This is a genomic window from Roseovarius sp. THAF8 (assembly GCF_009363735.1).
Taxonomy (GTDB): domain Bacteria; phylum Pseudomonadota; class Alphaproteobacteria; order Rhodobacterales; family Rhodobacteraceae; genus Roseovarius.
In genome coordinates this window covers 3962901-3979605 of the sequence record NZ_CP045410.1, presented here as the reverse complement: position 1 = coordinate 3979605, position 16705 = coordinate 3962901, and the positions used below count along the sequence as shown (strand labels likewise).

The 16705-nt window shown below is 67.3% G+C and carries 15 protein-coding genes; 6 read left to right on the top strand and 9 right to left on the bottom strand.

The window, feature by feature from the left end; all coding sequences use genetic code 11:
• Positions 1 to 39: 39 nt before the first annotated feature.
• The 4 genes from FIU85_RS19560 to FIU85_RS19545 are packed head-to-tail and all read right to left on the bottom strand — an operon-like array spanning position 40 to position 4192.
• On the bottom strand, positions 40 to 828 hold the full coding sequence (locus FIU85_RS19560; protein WP_152498089.1) for a xanthine dehydrogenase family protein subunit M: 789 nt from the start codon (positions 826 to 828) through the stop codon (positions 40 to 42).
• A gap of 11 nt (positions 829 to 839) precedes the next feature.
• Entirely contained in the window at positions 840 to 3203 is a 2364-nt protein-coding gene (locus tag FIU85_RS19555) for a xanthine dehydrogenase family protein molybdopterin-binding subunit (RefSeq protein WP_152498088.1), read from the bottom strand.
• A gap of 47 nt (positions 3204 to 3250) precedes the next feature.
• Complete coding sequence (locus tag FIU85_RS19550; RefSeq protein ID WP_152498087.1) at positions 3251 to 3700, bottom strand: VOC family protein; 450 nt, start codon at positions 3698 to 3700, stop codon at positions 3251 to 3253.
• 6 nt (positions 3701 to 3706) lie between these two features.
• Positions 3707 to 4192, bottom strand: a complete 486-nt coding sequence (locus FIU85_RS19545) for a (2Fe-2S)-binding protein (protein WP_152498086.1) — start codon at positions 4190 to 4192, stop codon at positions 3707 to 3709.
• Between the two features lie 210 nt (positions 4193 to 4402).
• Here FIU85_RS19545 and FIU85_RS19540 point away from each other — a divergent pair, with 210 nt between their 5' ends.
• Both FIU85_RS19540 and FIU85_RS19535 read left to right on the top strand, forming a co-directional pair.
• Positions 4403 to 4744, top strand: a complete 342-nt coding sequence (locus FIU85_RS19540; RefSeq protein WP_152498085.1) for a helix-turn-helix transcriptional regulator — start codon at positions 4403 to 4405, stop codon at positions 4742 to 4744.
• Positions 4741 to 5172, top strand: coding sequence for an SRPBCC domain-containing protein (locus tag FIU85_RS19535; protein WP_152498084.1), 432 nt, complete (start codon positions 4741 to 4743; stop codon positions 5170 to 5172). The genes FIU85_RS19540 and FIU85_RS19535 overlap by 4 nt, the downstream gene beginning before the upstream one ends.
• Positions 5173 to 5212: 40 nt before the next feature.
• Here the strand turns inward: FIU85_RS19535 and FIU85_RS19530 are convergent, their stop codons facing one another.
• The 5 genes from FIU85_RS19530 to FIU85_RS19510 form a co-directional block, all read right to left on the bottom strand.
• Positions 5213 to 6208 (bottom strand): molybdopterin-binding protein, encoded by a 996-nt coding sequence (locus FIU85_RS19530; protein ID WP_152498083.1) that lies wholly within the window; start codon positions 6206 to 6208, stop codon positions 5213 to 5215.
• The gene (locus FIU85_RS19525; protein ID WP_152498082.1) at positions 6205 to 7173 is read right to left on the bottom strand and encodes an XdhC family protein; all 969 of its coding nucleotides are present in this window, start codon (positions 7171 to 7173) and stop codon (positions 6205 to 6207) included. Before FIU85_RS19525 ends, FIU85_RS19530 begins: the two co-directional genes overlap by 4 nt.
• Positions 7174 to 7333: 160 nt before the next feature.
• The gene (locus FIU85_RS19520; protein ID WP_152498081.1) at positions 7334 to 9487 is read right to left on the bottom strand and encodes an OmpA family protein; all 2154 of its coding nucleotides are present in this window, start codon (positions 9485 to 9487) and stop codon (positions 7334 to 7336) included.
• 123 nt (positions 9488 to 9610) lie between these two features.
• Positions 9611 to 10864, bottom strand: coding sequence for a VWA domain-containing protein (locus FIU85_RS19515; protein WP_152498080.1), 1254 nt, complete (start codon positions 10862 to 10864; stop codon positions 9611 to 9613).
• Positions 10865 to 10991: 127 nt separating this feature from the next.
• The gene (locus FIU85_RS19510; RefSeq protein ID WP_152498079.1) at positions 10992 to 11900 is read right to left on the bottom strand and encodes a MoxR family ATPase; all 909 of its coding nucleotides are present in this window, start codon (positions 11898 to 11900) and stop codon (positions 10992 to 10994) included.
• 186 nt (positions 11901 to 12086) lie between these two features.
• Between FIU85_RS19510 and FIU85_RS19505 the strand changes: the two genes are divergently transcribed.
• From FIU85_RS19505 to FIU85_RS19490, 4 genes are all read left to right on the top strand, one after another.
• Positions 12087 to 13052, top strand: a complete 966-nt coding sequence (locus tag FIU85_RS19505) for a phosphoadenosine phosphosulfate reductase (protein WP_152498078.1) — start codon at positions 12087 to 12089, stop codon at positions 13050 to 13052.
• Between the two features lie 42 nt (positions 13053 to 13094).
• Positions 13095 to 14132: a dihydroorotase gene (pyrC, locus tag FIU85_RS19500; RefSeq protein WP_152492770.1), complete on the top strand. Its 1038-nt coding sequence runs from the start codon at positions 13095 to 13097 to the stop codon at positions 14130 to 14132.
• A gap of 64 nt (positions 14133 to 14196) precedes the next feature.
• Positions 14197 to 14871 carry an orotate phosphoribosyltransferase gene (locus tag FIU85_RS19495; RefSeq protein ID WP_152498077.1) on the top strand — a complete coding sequence of 225 codons (675 nt, stop codon included), beginning with the start codon at positions 14197 to 14199 and terminating at the stop codon, positions 14869 to 14871.
• A 292-nt stretch (positions 14872 to 15163) separates the two neighbouring features.
• A complete protein-coding gene (locus FIU85_RS19490) occupies positions 15164 to 16666 on the top strand; it encodes a replicative DNA helicase (protein ID WP_152492772.1) in 1503 nt (500 codons plus the stop codon).
• Positions 16667 to 16705 lie beyond the last annotated feature (39 nt).

Sequence of the window (16705 nt, the reverse complement as noted above, 5' to 3'; positions counted from 1 at the left end):
GGCCGGGCTTCGGTTCAACCAGTTCGGATTTTGCGGCGCTCAGGCCGCTTCTACCGCCCGCTTTGTCAGAACAGACACCAGATGCGCACGATACGCTCCCGAGCCGTGCAGGTCGGAAATCATCCCGTCCGCCGGCACCGACAGGCCCTCCAGCGCCGAGGCCGAGAAATTGCCGCCCAGCGCCTCTTCGGCCTCGCTCCAACGGAACACGCCCTCTTCGGACGCGCCGGTGACGGCAACGCGCACGCCGTCGGCGAACTTCGCCACGAAGACGCCGACCAGCGCAAAACGCGACGCGGGCTGTTCGAACTTCTGATAATTGGCTTTCTCCGGCACCGGGAATTTCACCTCGGTGATGATCTCGCCCTCGTTCAGCGCGGTCGCGAACATGCCGTCGAAGAAATCATCGGCCGCGATCTCGCGTTCGTTGGTCACCACGGTCGCCCCCGAGGCCAGCACCGCCGCCGGATAGCACGCCGACGGATCGTTGTTGGCGAGGCTCCCACCGATTGTGCCCCGGTTGCGCACCGCCGGGTCGCCGATGTTCTGCGCCATCCAGACCAGCGCCGGATAGGCGCCCGATCCCGCCGCCACATCGCCGTGGGTGGTGCCCCCGCCGATGCAGATTCGGCCATTGTCATCGGTGCAGACGCCCTTGATCTCGTCGATCCCGCTCAGGCAGACCAGCACCTCGGGCGCGGCCAGCCGTTGCTTCAGCGTGGGGATCAGGGTCTGCCCGCCCCCCAGCGCTTGGTTCTCGTCGCTTTGTTTGAGCAGAGCCACCGCGTCGGCCACCGTGCTCGGGCGTTCGATTTCGAATGCGTACATCGTCTCTCTCCTTACCCTTGCATCGCCTGCCAGACGCGCGACGGCGTCAGCGGCATGTCGATATGCGTCACATCATGCCCAGCGCGTTGCAGCGCATCCACCACGGCATTGACCACCGAAGGAGGACTGCCGATCGCGCCAGCCTCGCCACAGCCTTTCACCCCCAGCGGGTTGTGCGTGCAGGGCGTCTGGCAGGAATGGTCGACATCGTAAAACGGCACGTCATCGGCGCGCGGCATGGCGTAATCCATGTAGGACGCGCTCAAGAGCTGGCCGTCGGCATCGTAGGAGGTCTGCTCCAGCAGCGCCTGCCCGATCCCCTGCGCCAGCCCGCCATGCACCTGCCCCGACACGATCATCGGGTTGATGACATTGCCGAAATCGTCGGCGGCGGCAAAGCGTTCGATGGTGACCTTGCCGGTCTCTGGATCGACCTCGACCTCGCAGGCATAGGCGCCCGACGGGTAGGTAAAGTTCGCCGGGTCATAGAACGCGGTTTCCTCCAGCCCCGGCTCGATCTCTTCCAGCGGGTAATTGTGCGGCACGTAGGCCGCCAGCGTCACGTCGCCCCAGGCCACGGATTTGTCCGTGCCGGCAACGCTGAACTGGCCGTCCTTCAGCTCGATATCGGCCTCCGACGCCTCCATCAGGTGCGCCGCGATCTTGCGGGCCTTGGCGATGATCTTTTCCGTGGCCTTGACCATGGCGCTGCCGCCCACGGCGATGGAGCGCGAGCCATAGGTGCCCATGCCCATCGGCGTGTTGGCCGTGTCGCCATGTTCGATCTCGATCATCGATTCGTCGATCCCGATCATGTCGGCCACCACTTGCGCGAACGAGGTTTCATGCCCCTGCCCGTGGCTGTGGCTGCCGGTCATCACGGTGATCCCGCCGGTGGCGTTCACCCGCACGGTGGCCGATTCATACAGGCCCGCCCGCGCGCCCAACTGCCCCACCAGGTTCGACGGCGCGATGCCGCAGGCCTCGATATAGCAGTTGATGCCAAGCCCGCGCAGGCGGCCCTTGGCCTTGCTGTCTTCCAGCCGCTTTTGGAAACCGTCCTTGTCGATGATCTCCAGCAGCTTGTCCATCGTGGCGTTGTAATCGCCCGTGTCGTATTCCACCGCCACCGGGGTGGCATACGGGAACTCGGTGATGAAATTCTGCCGGCGCAGCTCGATCGGGTCCACACCCAGCTCACGCGCCGCCTTGTCGATGACGCGCTCCAGCTGGTACGTCGCCTCAGGCCGCCCGGCCCCGCGATAGGCGTCCACCGGTACGGTGTTGGTAAAAACCGCCTTCACGTTCACGTAGATATTGGGCGTCTTGTAATTGCCCGCCATCAGCGTGCCGTGCAGCCACGTCGGGATCGACGGCGCGAAGGTCGACAGATACGCCCCCATGTTGGCATAGGTTTCCGTGCGCACAGCGGTAAAGTTGTTGTCCGCATCCAGCGCCAGTTCGATCTTGGTCACGTGATCGCGGCCATGGGCGTCACTGATGAAAGCCTCCGAGCGCGAGCAGGTCCACTTCACCGGCCGGTTCAACTTTTTCGCGGCGAAGGTGCAGAACGCCTCTTCCGCATAGTGATAGATCTTCGATCCGAAACCGCCGCCCACGTCGGGCGCCACGACCCGCAGCTTGTGCTCGGGGATGCCCAGCACGAAGGCGCCCATCAACAGGCGAATGACGTGCGGGTTCTGCGACGTGGTGTAAAGCGTGCTGTCGTCGGTCGAACGGCTGTAATCGCCGACCGCCACGCGCGGCTCCATCGCGTTCGGCACCAGCCGGTTGTTCACCAGCTCCAGCGTGGTCACATGCGCGGCGTTCTGGATCGCCTCCTCGACCGCGCCCTTGTTCTCCTCGACGAAGCCCCAGTCATAGCAAAGGTTGCTCGTCAGGTCGTCATGCACCTTGGTGGCGCCCTCTTTCAGCGCCTCCTTCATGTCCATCACGGCGGGCAGGTCGGTGATATCCAATTCGATCGCCTCGGCGGCGTCCCGCGCCTGTTCGCGGCTTTCAGCCACAACGGCGGCGATGGGGTCGCCCACATGCCGCACCTTGCCCTGTGCCAGCACCGGGTGCGGCGGCTCCTGCATGGGCTCGCCATGCCGGTCGGTCACCTGCCAGCCGCAGGGGATACCCCCCACCTCGGCGAAATCCGCGCCGGTAAAGACCTTGATCACCCCGGGCATCCCTTCGGCGGCGCTGGTGTCCACGCTGTTCAGCGTACCATGCGCCACGTCCGAGCGCAGGAAATGCACATAGGCCTGTCCGCGCAGGTTGATGTCGTCGGTATAATTGCCGGCCCCCGTCAGGAACCGTACGTCCTCGCGCCGCTTGGAACTGGCGCCGATGCCACCATCTTTGGGCATGTGTTAGTCCTCCCATATTGGCGGGCGCACAGGCCCGATCCTGTTGTTTAGGCTGCGGCCTCTTCCAGGGCCGCAATCTCGATCTTCTTCATCTTGAACATGGCCGCCCGAACCGTCTCGGCATCGGGGCCGCCCTGCAACTCCAGCAACCGGCGCGGCACGATCTGCCAGCTGACGCCAAACCGGTCGGTCAGCCAGCCGCACAGTCCTTCCTCGCCCCCGTCGCTCAGCTTGTCCCACAGGTGATCTGTTTCGGCCTGATCCTCGGTCAGAACACTGATCGACGCCGCGGGCGTCAGGGTGAAATGCGGCCCCGCCTGCAGGAACTGATACGGCACGTTCGCCAGCGTCAGTTCAACCACCACGACGCCACCATCGACCTCGCTGGCCTCATCGATCCGGCTGTCGGGCAACAGAGTCACGTAGAACTCCGCCGCCTCCCTGGCGCGGTCGTGAAACCAAAGGCATGTGCGCAGCTTGGGCGGGCCGGTCAGCATTCGTGTCTACTCCGCAGCGATCCCTGACACGTCCTGACCGGATGCCGCCAGGATCGCCTTGACGATGTTGTGGTATCCGGTGCAGCGACAAATATTGCCCTTCAGGTACTCGCGCACTTCTGCTTCGGTCGGGTTGGGGTTGTCCTTCAAGAGCGCCTCTGCCGACATCACCATCCCCGGTGTACAGAACCCGCATTGCAGCCCGTGGAATTCTTGGAACGCCTGCTGGACCGGGGTCATGGTGCCGTCATCCGCGGCCATCCCCTCGATCGTGGTCACCTCCGTGCCCTCGGCCTCGGCCGCGAAGATCGAGCAGGCCTTCACCGCCTTGCCGTCCACATGCACCACGCAGGCGCCGCACTGGCTGGTGTCGCAGCCCACATGCGTGCCCGTCAGGCCCAGCGTATCTCGGATAAAATCGACAAGTAGCGTGCGTCCTTCCACCTCGCCGGACGCAGGCTTGCCGTTCACGGTCATCTTGACCTGTGCCATCGGCTCCTCCCATTGGCTTTTCTAATTGGCTGACCGGAGTTAAACACGCCGCCCCCCACTTGAGAAGGCACTTTCTGTCGCGCCACCCCCCTGCCTTCGTCGTACTTGCGCACGTGCTGCCGGCGCGCGGTTCGCCCCGGCCCGCAGCAGACGCACCCTATCATTCATCTATTCGGTTGATTGAAAGCCCGTGCCGTGTTATTCACCCTTATGGTTGAACAAGAATCACAGCACCGACTGACCGATATTTTCAAGGCCGCAGGCGACCCCACCCGCCGGTCCATCCTGACGCTCCTGGCGCAGCAAGGACCGCTCCGGGTGACCGACATCGCCGCGCATTTCGACATGAGCCTCAATTCCGTCTCCAAGCACATCAAGGTGCTCGAAGGCGCGGGGCTGGTCACGCGCCGCACCGAATGGCGCGAGCACCTGATCGAATTGCGGGTCGAGGAACTGGCCCATGTCGACCGCTGGTTCCGCGACTTGCGTTCGATCTGGGCCCTCCGGCTGGAGGCGCTCGACCATCTGCTCACACAGGAGACCGACACATGACTGCCACCGAAAAAGACCTCACGCTCACCGTCGAACGCGTGATCGACGCCACGCCCGAACGCCTGTTCGACGCCTGGCTCGACCCCGACACCATGAAACGCTTCATCTGCCCCGGCGAAACCGTCGTGCCCAGCGCGTCCTCGGACGCGATCGAGGGCGGGCGGTTCGAGATCATCATGCGCAACGGCGACAAGGATTTGCCCCACACCGGAACCTACAGGGAAATCGACCGGCCCAACCGGCTGGTCTTCACCTGGGAAAGCCATGCCTCGCGCGACGACAGCGAGGTGACGATCACCTTCACCCCCGGTCCGGGCGGCACGCGCGTTGAACTGACCCAGGTCCGCTTCGTCAGCGAAGAGCAGCGCGAAGGCCATCGCTGGGGCTGGACCGGCATCCTCGAAAAGCTGTCGCACCTGGACGGCTGACCCCATGCGCCGGGCGGGCCCTGCCCCCTGCCCGGCGTCCCTACCCGGCCTGTTTCCGCTGGCGCGGCTGCGGACGCGTCGGGATTTCCTTCAGCAGGCCACCGACGCCCATCGCCGCGAAATCCGCGTCCCCGATCGGCACGCCGCAGGCGATCCGCGCCAGCACCCAGTCCACCCCGTGCAGCACCGGCGACCGGGCGCTGTTGGGCAACCCGATCACCGGCCGCTCTCCCAGCCGTCCGGTGAACAGCAGGTTCCCGGGATCGACCGGAATGCCGAACCGCGCCACCGTGCCGCCCGCGCGGCGCAGCGCCTCGGGGCCGGTATCGCGCGCGTCGGACGTGGCCGAGGCCGTCAGCACCAGGACCACCTCGCCGTTGGCCGCCGCCATGGCCTCGGCAAGTGCAGGCACCTCGTGCGGGCAGCTCAGCGTCTGTTTCAGGCGCATCCCCAGGCCCGCCAGCCGCGCGCGGATCGCCTCGACCCCGCGCAGGCCCGGCCCGTCGGCCGTGTCGCTGACGATCAGGCTCGCGGTGCCGTAGCACGGCCGGTGCAGCCGGATCGCGCCCCGCGCCGCCTCCGCCGCGCGGTCCAGCGCTTCGGACGCCACCCCGTAAGAGATGATCTTGACCGTCGCCACCATCCCGCCGGGATGGGTCTGGAACCACGGCGCGACGGTGGCCAGCGTGATCATCGGATCCAGCAGGTTGGCCGCCGTCACCTTGGCCGCGTCCACCGCCACCACGCCGGGCGCCTCGGCCACCAGGTTGACCCGCCCCGTGAACGCCCGGCTCAGCGACAGGCCCGCGGCCCCGTCCAGCACCGCCTCGGCCAGCCGGGCGGCGGCGGCATCCTCGTGCACGTCGCCCGCGTCCAGAACCGCCACGTCGACGCTCTCCAGCCCCGCCGCACGCAGCCGGGCGATATCCGCCTCCGCAAGCACCTGCCCCTTGCGCAGCCGCCCGTCCGGCAGGTGCTCGCTATGCGCCAGGATCGCGCCCGCCGCCCGGTCCAGCGGAACCGGCCCGAACTTCATCCGCCTTTCCTGAGCACATGCGTCACTTCGGCCAGGATCGCCACGGCAATCTCGGACGGCCCCGCCGCACCGATATCCAGCCCGACCGGGCCATGGATGCGCGCGATCTGGCCCGCGTCAAAGCCCTTCGCCTCCAGCCGCGCCACGCGGCTCGCATGGGTCCGGGTCGAGCCCAGCGCCCCGATGTAAAAGACATCCGATGCCAACGCCGCCTCCAGCGCCGGATCGTCCAGCTTGGGATCGTGGGTCAGTAGCACCAATGCCGTGCGCGCGTCGAGGCCATAGGCGGCCACGGCCTCGTCGGGCCAGTCGTGCAGTATCGTCTCTCCGGGAAAGCGCGTGTCGCTGCCGAAGCTCTCGCGCGGGTCGATCAACAGCGGATCGTACCCGGCCACCCGCGCCATCGGCACCAGCGCCTGGGCAATGTGCACGGCCCCCACGATGATCATCCGCAAGGGCGGATTGTGGATCGCCACAAAGGTGGTCCCATCCTCCTCGAACCCCGAACGGTCGGCGCGAAAACGGTCCTCGAAGCCCTCGCGCACCAGCCTGCGCTCGGTGTCCATTCCGGTGACATAGGCCACCGGCACCCTCGCCTCGCGCGCCAGCACGAGGTCCTTCAGGATCTCCACCGGCATCACGCTGCCCACGGGCTCGACCAGAACCCGGATCGTGCCGCCACAGGCCAGCCCCACGGCAAAGGCATCGCCGTCGCTGACGCCGTATTCCAGCATCACGGGCGTGCCGGCCTCGATGGCGTCCAGCGCCTCGGCGACCACCGCGCCCTCGACGCAGCCGCCCGAGACCGATCCCTCGATCTCGCCCTCCCCCGAGATGGCCAACTGGCTGCCCACGCGCCGGGGCGCGCTGCCCCAGGTCTCGACGACAGTGGCCAGGGCCGCGCCCTTGCCGGCCTCGAACCAGGCCAGCGCGGTTTCGGGAATGGTGTCGAAACGGTCGGACATGGCGTCAATATGGGCCGGGCGCACCGCTTTCACAAACGCAATTTCGGCAAGCTGTGGCCCCAAGATTCTTCGTACGATGAATCTCGGGCGCCGCGCACAAAAGAGGACGCCCCCCGCAATCCTGCGGAGGGCGGCCCCGTCGGTCCCCCGGCGACACCGTTCAGCTGTCGTTCAGAAGCCCGGTGATGTTGCGGACCGCCGCGCGGCGGTTCTCGCGGATGTCACCGGCCTGGCGGACCTTCAGGTCGGCTTCGCCATAGCCCTGCACGATCATGTTCGCCGGCGGCACGTCGAAATACTCGGTCAGCGCCAGCGCCACCGATTCAGCGCGGCGGTCGGACAGGGCCAGGTTCATGCTGGCCGGGCCGACCGTGTCGGTGTGACCTTCGATCAGGAACACCTGGCGGGGATCCTCCGAGATGGAGTCCCGCATGGCGTTGCCCAGCACCGACAGCGCCTTGGCCTCTTCCGGCCGGATGACGGCGCTGCCGGTCTCGAAGTTCACCGTATCCAGCGCGATCACCGGCACCTGGTGGCGCACGGCGTCCACGAAGCGCACCTGGTTCAGCGAAAAGCGGCGCGCGGTCGGCGTATCCCGCGTGGCCAGGATGGCCTGGCGCAACTCGTCTTCCGACGCGTTGGCATATTCATATTCCTGCGCGCGGGTGTCCGACAATTGCTGCACGTTCACCGCCTCGACCTGGCGCGTGTCATCGAACAGCACCACCTGGTCTCCGTTCGGGTAAACCTGCGTGCGGCGCAGAACGCGGCCGTCCGCAGCCCGCACGGTGATGGTCTGACTGCCGTCCTGGGCCGTCACGGTGCTGCGGGTCGAGCCATCGTCGAAGGTCTGGACCCGCACGTCGCTGCCCGGACGGCGCAGAAGCGCGTCGTCATCCTTGATGATGCGATACCGCCCGTCGCGCTCGACCACGACGCGGTCGCCGCTGTTGGACACGACCGTACCGCCGTCATCTGTCACCTGCCCGATCGTATATGCGCCCAAGCCGATGGCGGCCGCGGCGGTCAGGATATTGCGCAGGTTCTCGTCGCGGTCGTCGCTGGTCACAGGGGTGCCTGCGGCGGGCGCGTTCTGGGTGTTGGCCTCGGTCTGCGCATTGCCGCCCACCGTCGTCTCGAACTCCTCGTCCGAGGACCGTGTGTTCTCGTCGGTCAGCGTCACCTCTTCGCTGTTCACGGCTTCGGCATCGTCACTGGCAGCAGCCACGTCAGCGGCCTGCTCCTCGACCTGGGCCGCGGCTTGGGCCTGTGCCTCTGCCTGTTCGACCGGGTCTTCGTCGATCTGCGGCTCGGGCTGCTCGGTGGCGGCCTGGTCCGCTGTCTGTTCTTCGCCGGTCTGTTCTTGACCCGTCTGTTCTTCGCTGCCGGCAGCCGTGTCGGTATCGGTCTGTTCCGCTTCAAGCGCCTGCTCCAGCTCGGTTGCATCCTGCCCCGCCGCGTCGGCAGCGTCGCCAGGGTCGGCGCTGTCCTCGGCCTCGGCTCCGGCTTCGCTCCCCGCCTGCTCGGCCTCAAGCGCCTGCTCCAACTCGGTTGCATCCGGCTCGGCGGTCTCGGAGGCATCCTCCGTCTCGGCGCCTGCCTCGGCCTGCGCGGCGGCTTCGGCCTCGTTTGTCTCGGGCTCGTTGGCCTCAGCCTCGGTGGGCTCGGCGGTATCGGCAGACCCGTCGGCCTGCACTTCTGCCTCTGCCTCGGTCTCGGCTGTTGCCTCCGCTTCTGACTGCGCTTCGGCCTCGGCCTGCTCGGCCTCGAGCGCCTGCTCCAGCTGCTGCGCATCTTCTTCGACGCTCTCAGCCGTCGACTCCGCAGCCTGCTCGGCCTCTGCCTCTGCCGCATCGGCCTCGGCTTGCGCGGCGGCGTCCGCTTCCGCTTGCGCCGCGGCATCTGCTTCGGCTTGCGCAGCGGCGTCCGCTTCGGCCTGCGCCGCGGCATCCGCTTCGGCTTGAGCGGCGGCATCCGCTTCGGCCTGCGCTTCGGCCTCGGCGGCTTGCTGCTCTGCTTCGGCCTGCTCTTCGGCGGCCTGCGCGGCCTGGGCTGCCTCGGCTTCAGCAGCCTCTGCAGCGGCCTCGCCCTCGGCTTCGGCAGCCTCGGCGGCGTTTTCGACCTCCTCGGCTGCCTGCGACAGCACCGACTCGTCGCCATTCGGCTCGGTCGTGTCGACATCGGCTTGCGCGGTGCGATACGTTCCGTCCTGCGCCTCCTGCAACGCCGTTTCAGCCGCCAGTGGCAGCGGTGCAGTCTGGCCGATCGCCAAAGCGAGGGCCGCGGTCGTCGATGTCAGGGTCAGTCTACGCATGTCTCTCTCCCAGAATTCGGATGCCCCGCGCTTGCGTGGCTACCCTTCCTAACGTTGGGGGTGCATGGGGGGTTCCCGACACCGGGGCGTAAAATCGGCATGGCGCCGCCGATCGGCCCGGGCTCACAGCTGTTGCATGAGGCGCGTTTTCTCGCCGGCATCCTCGCGCCGGCTGATGACGGCGGCAAGATCTTCCAGCGTGGCGATGGAATGACCGGCGCGAAACGCGTCGACATGGGGCAGCATGGCCCTGATTCCCGCCGCCTTGGGCGCGAACCCGTCCCAGCGCAGCAGCGGGTTCAGCCAGATCAGCCGCCGCGCCGACAGGTGCAGGCGCTGCATCTCGCGGCCCAGGTCCGCGGTCCCGTCCCGGTCCAGCCCGTCGGTGATCAGCAGCACGACCGCGCCCTGCCCCATCACCCGACGCGACCAGTCGCGGTTGAACTGGTGCAGGCAGTCCCCGATCCGGGTGCCGCCTTCCCAATCCTGCGCCTCGGCACCGGCGGCGGCCAGCGCGGCATCGACGTCGCGCGTGTCCAGGTGGCGCGTGATGTTGGTCAGCCGCGTCCCGAAGGTGAAGGCATGTACCTTGGCCCAGCCCGCCCCCTTCTGGTTGGCCACGGCATGAAGGAAATGCAGGACCATCCGGCTGTACTGGCTCATCGAGCCGGAAATATCGCACAGCACCACCAGGTTCGGCCAGCGCGGGCGCGGTTTCTGCAGGTGGATGCGGCGCATCTCGCCGCCGCGCCGCATCGCCGCGCGAAGCGTCTTGCGCGCGTCGACCCGGTGGCCGGTGTGGCTGGGCATCCCCCGGCGCGAGGCAAAGGGCTTCACCGGCAGGCTCAGCCTTGCCAGCATGCGCTTGGCCTGCGCGATCTCGGCGGTGCTCATCTGTTCGAAATCGAGGGTCTTCAGCCGCTCGTCGCGGCTCATGGTCAGCGACGCGTCGATCTCGATCTGCGTCTCTTCGTCATTCCCTTGCGGCTCGGCCTCGGGGAGGTCCGGGTCGATCCCGTCCAGCAGCGCCTCGGCCGCGCGTTTTTCGGCCGCCTGCGCCGTGCGGTCCTCCTGCACGCCGCGAATGGCGGGCAGCATCATCGCCATCATGTGCTCCATGTAGCGCGGGTCGCGCCAGTAAAGCCGAAAGATCTGGGCAAAGACCGCGCGATGCTCGGGACGGCTGACGAAACAGGCCCTCAGCGCGTAGAAGAAATCGGACCGCGAGGTGAACCCCGCCGCCTCGACCGCCCGGATCGCGTCGATCACCCGCCCCGGCCCCACCGGCACCCCGGCCTTGCGCAGGGCCCGGGCGAAATGGGTGATGTTGTGGCCGAGCCTGGGATTCTCCGGCAGGTCGAGGTCGGGGTATGCCATCAGGCACCGGCACGGGCGCGGGCGCGGCGGCACCGAATGCCGGTTCCATTGGGGGCCAGCCCCCAAACACAGGTTGGATTGGGGGCCAGCCCCCAAACCCCCGGGATATTTAAGGCCAGAGGAAGGGTCACGCCGGCTCCAGCCCCGCCTTGGCCTCGTCGAGGATGCGCTTGGCCTCGGAGCCCTGCAATTTCTGGATATCGTCCTGGTATTTCAGGATCGCGCCCAGCGTGTCGGCGATCACCTCGGGGCTGAGGCTGATCACGTCCAGCGCCAGGAGGCACTTGGCCCAGTCGATGGTCTCGGCCACGCCCGGTTTCTTGAACAGGTCCTCGGTGCGCAATTTCTGGACAAAGGCCACCACCTCGCGGCTGAGGGTCTCGGCGGCCTCGGGCGCGCGGGCCTGCAGGATCTCGATCTCGCGGTCGAAAGTCGGGTAGTCGACCCAGTGATACAGGCACCGCCGCTTCAACGCGTCATGCACTTCGCGCGTGCGGTTCGAGGTCAGCACGACGATGGGCGGCTCGGGCGCCGCGATCGTTCCCAGCTCGGGGATCGTCACCTGGAAATCGCTCAGCGCCTCCAGCAGGAACGCCTCGAACGGCGCGTCGGTCCGGTCCAGCTCGTCGATCAAGAGCACCGGCGCGCCGCCCTCCTGCGGGCGCATCGCCTGCAGGAGCGGCCGCTCGATCAGGAACTCCTCGGTGAAGAGCTCGTCGGTCAGCCTGTCGCGGTCGACACCGCCGGTAGCCTCCGCGGCGCGAATGGCGATCATCTGCTCGGCGAAATTCCACTCGTAGACCGCGCTCGACGCATCCAGCCCCTCGTAGCATTGCAGGCGGATCAACCGCCGCCCCAGCCCGGCGGCCAGCGCCTTGGCGATCTCGGTCTTGCCGACGCCGGCCTCGCCCTCCAGGAACAGGGGCCGGCCCAGGCGCAGCCCCAGGAACACCACCGTCCCCAGGCCGCGCCCGCAGACATAGCCCTCCCGGGCCAGCATGGCCTGCACGTCGTCTATGGATGTCAGATCGGTCATCGCGGCTCCCTTTCGCCGCAGAACTGCACGGGTTTGTCGCGCCGTCAAGGGCCGCGCCAGTCGCGCCGTACGTTGCCGCCCCCCAAGAAACCCCACCAATTCTCCAAAGTTTCGCCGTTTTTGCTGCCTAGCTTGCCGATCAATCACCCGTGCGAAGCGGGGCTTTTCGAGTATTGAGGATCGAGCATGTGCGCAGATACCCCCAAGGCGCTGGAGGCGTCCCTGTCCGGGCTGGACTGGGAGGACTGGCTGGACCGGCTGGACGACGTGGCCGATGCCGATGGCTATGTCGAGCGGCTGGGGGCGGACCATGCCGCGATCTTCATCGAGCACAAGCCGACCCTCCTGGTGACCTTCGAATCCTTCGCCAGCCTGCGCGTGGTCTCCCCCGAGGCCCGGCCGATGGGCTGGGAGTTGGCGCGCGCGCTCGGATGGTCGCATCTCTGCCTCGCCAGCAAGACCGACAGCTGGTTCCGCGAAGGCCGCGTCTACGGCTATTTCGACCGGCTCGTCGATGACGGCTTCTTCGAGGAGTTCGACCAGGTGATCTTTTACGGCGCCGGCCCCGCGGGCTATGCCGCCGCCGCCTTCTCGGTCGCGGCCCCCGGCGCCAGGGTGCTGGCGATCCAGCCGCAGGCCACGCTCGACCCGCGCATGACCGAATGGGACGAACGGTTCCGCCGTCGCCGCCGGCTCGATTTCACCAGCCGCTACGGCTATGCCCCCGACATGCTCGACGCGGCCGACCGCGCCGTCATCCTCTACGATCCGGAAATCGAGGAGGACGCCATGCATGCGGCGCTCTTCGCCCGCGCCAACGTCATGCGCTTCCGGATGCGCTTCATGGGTCCGCGGCTGGACCGCAGCCTGATACGCATGAACATCCTTCTGCGCATCATCGCCCGGTTCAGCGCGGGCAAGCTCGACACCGCGTCGCTCGCCCGGCTCTACCGCGCCCGCCGGACGGACGTGCCCTACCTCAAGTCCATCCTGGCCCGGCTCGAAGACGACGGACGTCTCTACCACACCGCGCGGCTGGCGCAGGCCGTGATGCGCGAAACGCCGGGTCCGCGGTTTCGCCGCGCGATCCGCGCCGCCTACGCCAAGGCCGAGGAACAGGGCGTGGCCATGCCGCCCCGCGAAATCGACTGAGGCTCTGGCACAGGCGCGCGCGCTGTTGTAAGGCCTTCGGCCATGAGCCGGACGCTGACCATCCCCCGCCCCGATGACTGGCACCTGCACCTGCGCGACGGCGCGGTGCTGCGCGCGGTCCTGCCCGAAACCGCACGTCATTTCGGACGCGCCATCGTCATGCCCAACCTCGTGCCGCCGGTCGTGACCGGGGCCGAGGCCGCCGCCTACCGGGATCTGATCCTGGCGGCGCTCCCGGAGGGGATGGACTTCACCCCGCTTATGACGCTCTACCTCACCGAGAACACCGATCCGGCTAACGTGGCCGCCGCCCACGCGTCGGGCCTGGTGACAGCGCTCAAGCTCTACCCGGCGGGCGCCACGACCAACTCCGCCTCCGGCGTGCGCGACTTCGACCGCGTGCGTCCGGTGCTGGAACGCATGGCCGAAATCGGCATGCCGCTCTGCGTGCACGGCGAGGTCACCGATCCCGAGATCGACATCTTCGACCGCGAGGCGGTGTTCATCGACCGCGTGCTCGACCCGCTGCGCCGCGCCACACCCGGCCTGCGCGTCGTGATGGAACACATCACCACGCGGCAAGGCGTGGACTACGTCAAATCGAACCCTGAAAATCTCGGCGCCACCATCACCACGCACCATCTCGTCCTCAACCGCAACCACCTCCTCGTGGGCGGCATCAAACCGCATTACTACTGCCTGCCCGTGGCCAAGCGCGAGGAACACCGCCTCGCGCTCCGCGCCGCCGCGACCTCCGGCGACGCCCGCTTCTTTCTCGGCACGGACTCGGCTCCCCATGTCGACGCGGCCAAGGAAACGGCCTGCGGCTGTGCGGGCTGCTTCACCGCCACCAACACGCTCTCGATCCTGGCCGAGGTGTTCGAGCAGGAAGGCGCCCTCGACCGCCTCGCCGGCTTCGCCTCGGAACATGGCCCCGCCTTCTACGGCCTGCCCGTCAGCACCGACACGATCACGCTCACCAGGGGCGACCCGGTCGCCTATCCGCCAAGCATCGACACCGGCGACGGCCCCGTCACCGTCTTCGATCCCCAGATGCCGCTGCACTGGCGCGTCACCTGATTCTTCCTCTGGCCCCAAATATCCCCGCCGGAGGCTCCGACACCTGCCACCAAGGACCGCCCGCATGATCCCTTCGACCTACCCCGACCAAGCCGAGATCGCCCGCCTCACCGCCCGGATGCTGCTGGAGATCGAGGCAGTCCATTTCAACGCCGACGAGCCCTTCACGCTAGCCTCGGGCCTGCCCAGCCCGACCTATATCGACTGCCGCAAGCTCATCTCCTTCCCGCGCATCCGGTCCACGCTGATGGATTTCCTGACCGTCACCGTGATGCGCAACGCGGGCTTCGAGGCTTTCACCAACATCGCCGGCGGCGAGACCGCGGGCATCCCCTTCGCCGCGCTGGTGGCCGAACGCATGGCTCTGCCGATGACCTACGTGCGCAAGAAACCCAAGGGCTATGGCCGCAACGCCCGGATCGAGGGCGCCATGACCGAGGGCGACCGCGTTCTGCTGGTCGAGGACCTGACCACCGATGGCGGCTCCAAGCTCAGCTTCGTCGACGCCATCCGCGACACCGGCGCCAGCTGCGGGCACACCGCCGTCATCTTCTACTACGGCATCTTCCCCGAGACCGAGAAGACCCTGGGCGACCACGGCGTGGCACTGCATTACCTCTGCACCTGGCGCGATGTGCTGGCAGAGGCCCGCGCCCAGGGCAGCTTCGACGCGTCCACGCTCGACGGGGTCGAATCGTTTCTCGACGATCCGCGCGCCTGGCAGGCCGCCCGCAGCTAGGCGACCCCGAGTCGCCGGCGGCGTCCCCCCGGGCAACCCCGTTCGTGAAATTTTTTTAACGTTGTGATGACGCAACGTTAGCGTGCCTCTCGCATCGCACGACAACGAAATCTTGACGTTGGGGTCCTCTGGGATGCAAAATATTGTAGGGTGAGGATATCCACAGAGTATCCACACAAAGATACAAGTTGCCACCGCGCAGGCCGCCTCGCTAAGAAACCGCCCTACTGGGGCAGAGCGCGATCGGGGCCATCGCGCCGCAACCCGGAACCAGAGCAGTACGGGGGAAGAAATGAACGAAGTTGCGACCATCAACGCGTCCGGCACACCGGCCGTACAGGACGCGCCGGCACCGGATGCCCTGCCGCATTCCACCGAGGCCGAACAGCAGCTTCTGGGCGCGATCCTGACCAACAACGACATCTACGACCGGGTCGCCAACCTGATCGGGCCGCAGCATTTCTACGACCCCGTCCACGCCCGCATCTACGAGACCGCCGCCGCCCGCATCGCCAAGGGCAACCTGGCGTCGCCGGTGACGCTCAAGACCTTCCTTGAAGACGACGAGGGCCTGAAGGAGCTGGGCGGTCCCGCCTATCTCGCCCGCCTCGCCGGCGCCGCGATCTCGGCCTTCGCCGCGCGCGACTACGCGCAGATGATCTATGACATGGCGATCCGCCGCGAGCTGATCGGGCTTGGCCACGACATCGCCGGAAAGGCCCAGCGCGCCGAGGTCGACCTGGAACCCCGCGACCAGATCGTCGAGGCCGAACAGAAGCTCTACAAATTGTCCGAACAGGGCCAGTCCGAGACCGGATTTCAAAGCTTTCTCAGGGCCGTAACCGACGCTGTTAATGTGGCCAACGCCGCCTACCAGCGCGACGGCGGCCTTGCCGGCATCTCCACCGGCCTCATCGACATGGACAAGAAACTGGGCGGCCTGCACAAGTCCGACCTTCTCATCCTCGCCGGCCGCCCCTCGATGGGCAAGACGTCGCTGGCGACCAACATCGCCTTCAACATCGCCAAGGCCTACAATCGCGGCACGCTGCCCGACGGCTCCGAAGGCGCGGTCGAAGGCGGCGTCGTCGGCTTTTATTCGCTCGAGATGAGCGCCGAGCAGCTCGCCGCCCGCGTACTCTCCGAGGCCGCCGAGGTGCCCTCCGAGCAGATCCGCCGCGGCGACATGACCGAGACCGAGTTCCGCCGCTTCGTCGAGGCCGCCAAGACCCTCGAATCCTGCCCGCTCTACATCGACGACACGCCCGCCCTGCCCATCTCGCAGCTGGCCGCGCGGGCCCGCCGGCTGAAGCGCACCCATGGCCTGGACGTTCTGATCGTCGACTACCTTCAGCTCGTGCGCCCCGCGTCTGCGAAGGACAGCCGCGTCAACGAGGTCTCCGAGATCACCCAAGGCCTCAAGGCCATCGCCAAGGAGCTCGACATCCCCGTCATCGCCCTGTCGCAGCTCTCGCGCCAGGTCGAAAGCCGCGAGGACAAGCGCCCGCAGCTTTCCGACCTGCGCGAATCCGGCTCGATCGAACAGGACGCCGACGTGGTGATGTTCGTCTTCCGCGAGGAATACTACGCCGAGCGCGAAAAACCCTCCGACGACAAGTTGGAAGAGATCGCCGCCTGGCAGGAACGCATGGAGCGCCTGCACGGCCGCGCCGAGGTCATCATCGGCAAGCAGCGTCACGGTCCCATCGGCACCGTCGAGCTCAGCTTCGAAGGCCAGTTCACCCGCTTCGGCAACCTCGTCAAACCGTGGCAGCAGGACGGCGGCGAGTTCTGAGCCGGCGTCATGCCCGCCTTTGGGCTTGACCCCCTGTCC

Coding starts and splice junctions, on each gene's coding strand:
- FIU85_RS19510 (WP_152498079.1), bottom strand. CDS start 11,900: ATGACCGATCTGACATCCATAGACGACGTGCAGGCCATGCTGGCCCGG.
- FIU85_RS19490 (WP_152492772.1), top strand. CDS start 15,164: ATGAACGAAGTTGCGACCATCAACGCGTCCGGCACACCGGCCGTACAG.
- FIU85_RS19525 (WP_152498082.1), bottom strand. CDS start 7,173: ATGTCCGACCGTTTCGACACCATTCCCGAAACCGCGCTGGCCTGGTTC.
- FIU85_RS19495 (WP_152498077.1), top strand. CDS start 14,197: ATGATCCCTTCGACCTACCCCGACCAAGCCGAGATCGCCCGCCTCACC.
- FIU85_RS19505 (WP_152498078.1), top strand. CDS start 12,087: ATGTGCGCAGATACCCCCAAGGCGCTGGAGGCGTCCCTGTCCGGGCTG.
- FIU85_RS19550 (WP_152498087.1), bottom strand. CDS start 3,700: ATGCTGACCGGCCCGCCCAAGCTGCGCACATGCCTTTGGTTTCACGAC.
- FIU85_RS19560 (WP_152498089.1), bottom strand. CDS start 828: ATGTACGCATTCGAAATCGAACGCCCGAGCACGGTGGCCGACGCGGTG.
- FIU85_RS19515 (WP_152498080.1), bottom strand. CDS start 10,864: ATGGCATACCCCGACCTCGACCTGCCGGAGAATCCCAGGCTCGGCCAC.
- FIU85_RS19555 (WP_152498088.1), bottom strand. CDS start 3,203: ATGCCCAAAGATGGTGGCATCGGCGCCAGTTCCAAGCGGCGCGAGGAC.
- pyrC (WP_152492770.1), top strand. CDS start 13,095: ATGAGCCGGACGCTGACCATCCCCCGCCCCGATGACTGGCACCTGCAC.
- FIU85_RS19545 (WP_152498086.1), bottom strand. CDS start 4,192: ATGGCACAGGTCAAGATGACCGTGAACGGCAAGCCTGCGTCCGGCGAG.
- FIU85_RS19535 (WP_152498084.1), top strand. CDS start 4,741: ATGACTGCCACCGAAAAAGACCTCACGCTCACCGTCGAACGCGTGATC.
- FIU85_RS19530 (WP_152498083.1), bottom strand. CDS start 6,208: ATGAAGTTCGGGCCGGTTCCGCTGGACCGGGCGGCGGGCGCGATCCTG.
- FIU85_RS19540 (WP_152498085.1), top strand. CDS start 4,403: ATGGTTGAACAAGAATCACAGCACCGACTGACCGATATTTTCAAGGCC.
- FIU85_RS19520 (WP_152498081.1), bottom strand. CDS start 9,487: ATGCGTAGACTGACCCTGACATCGACGACCGCGGCCCTCGCTTTGGCG.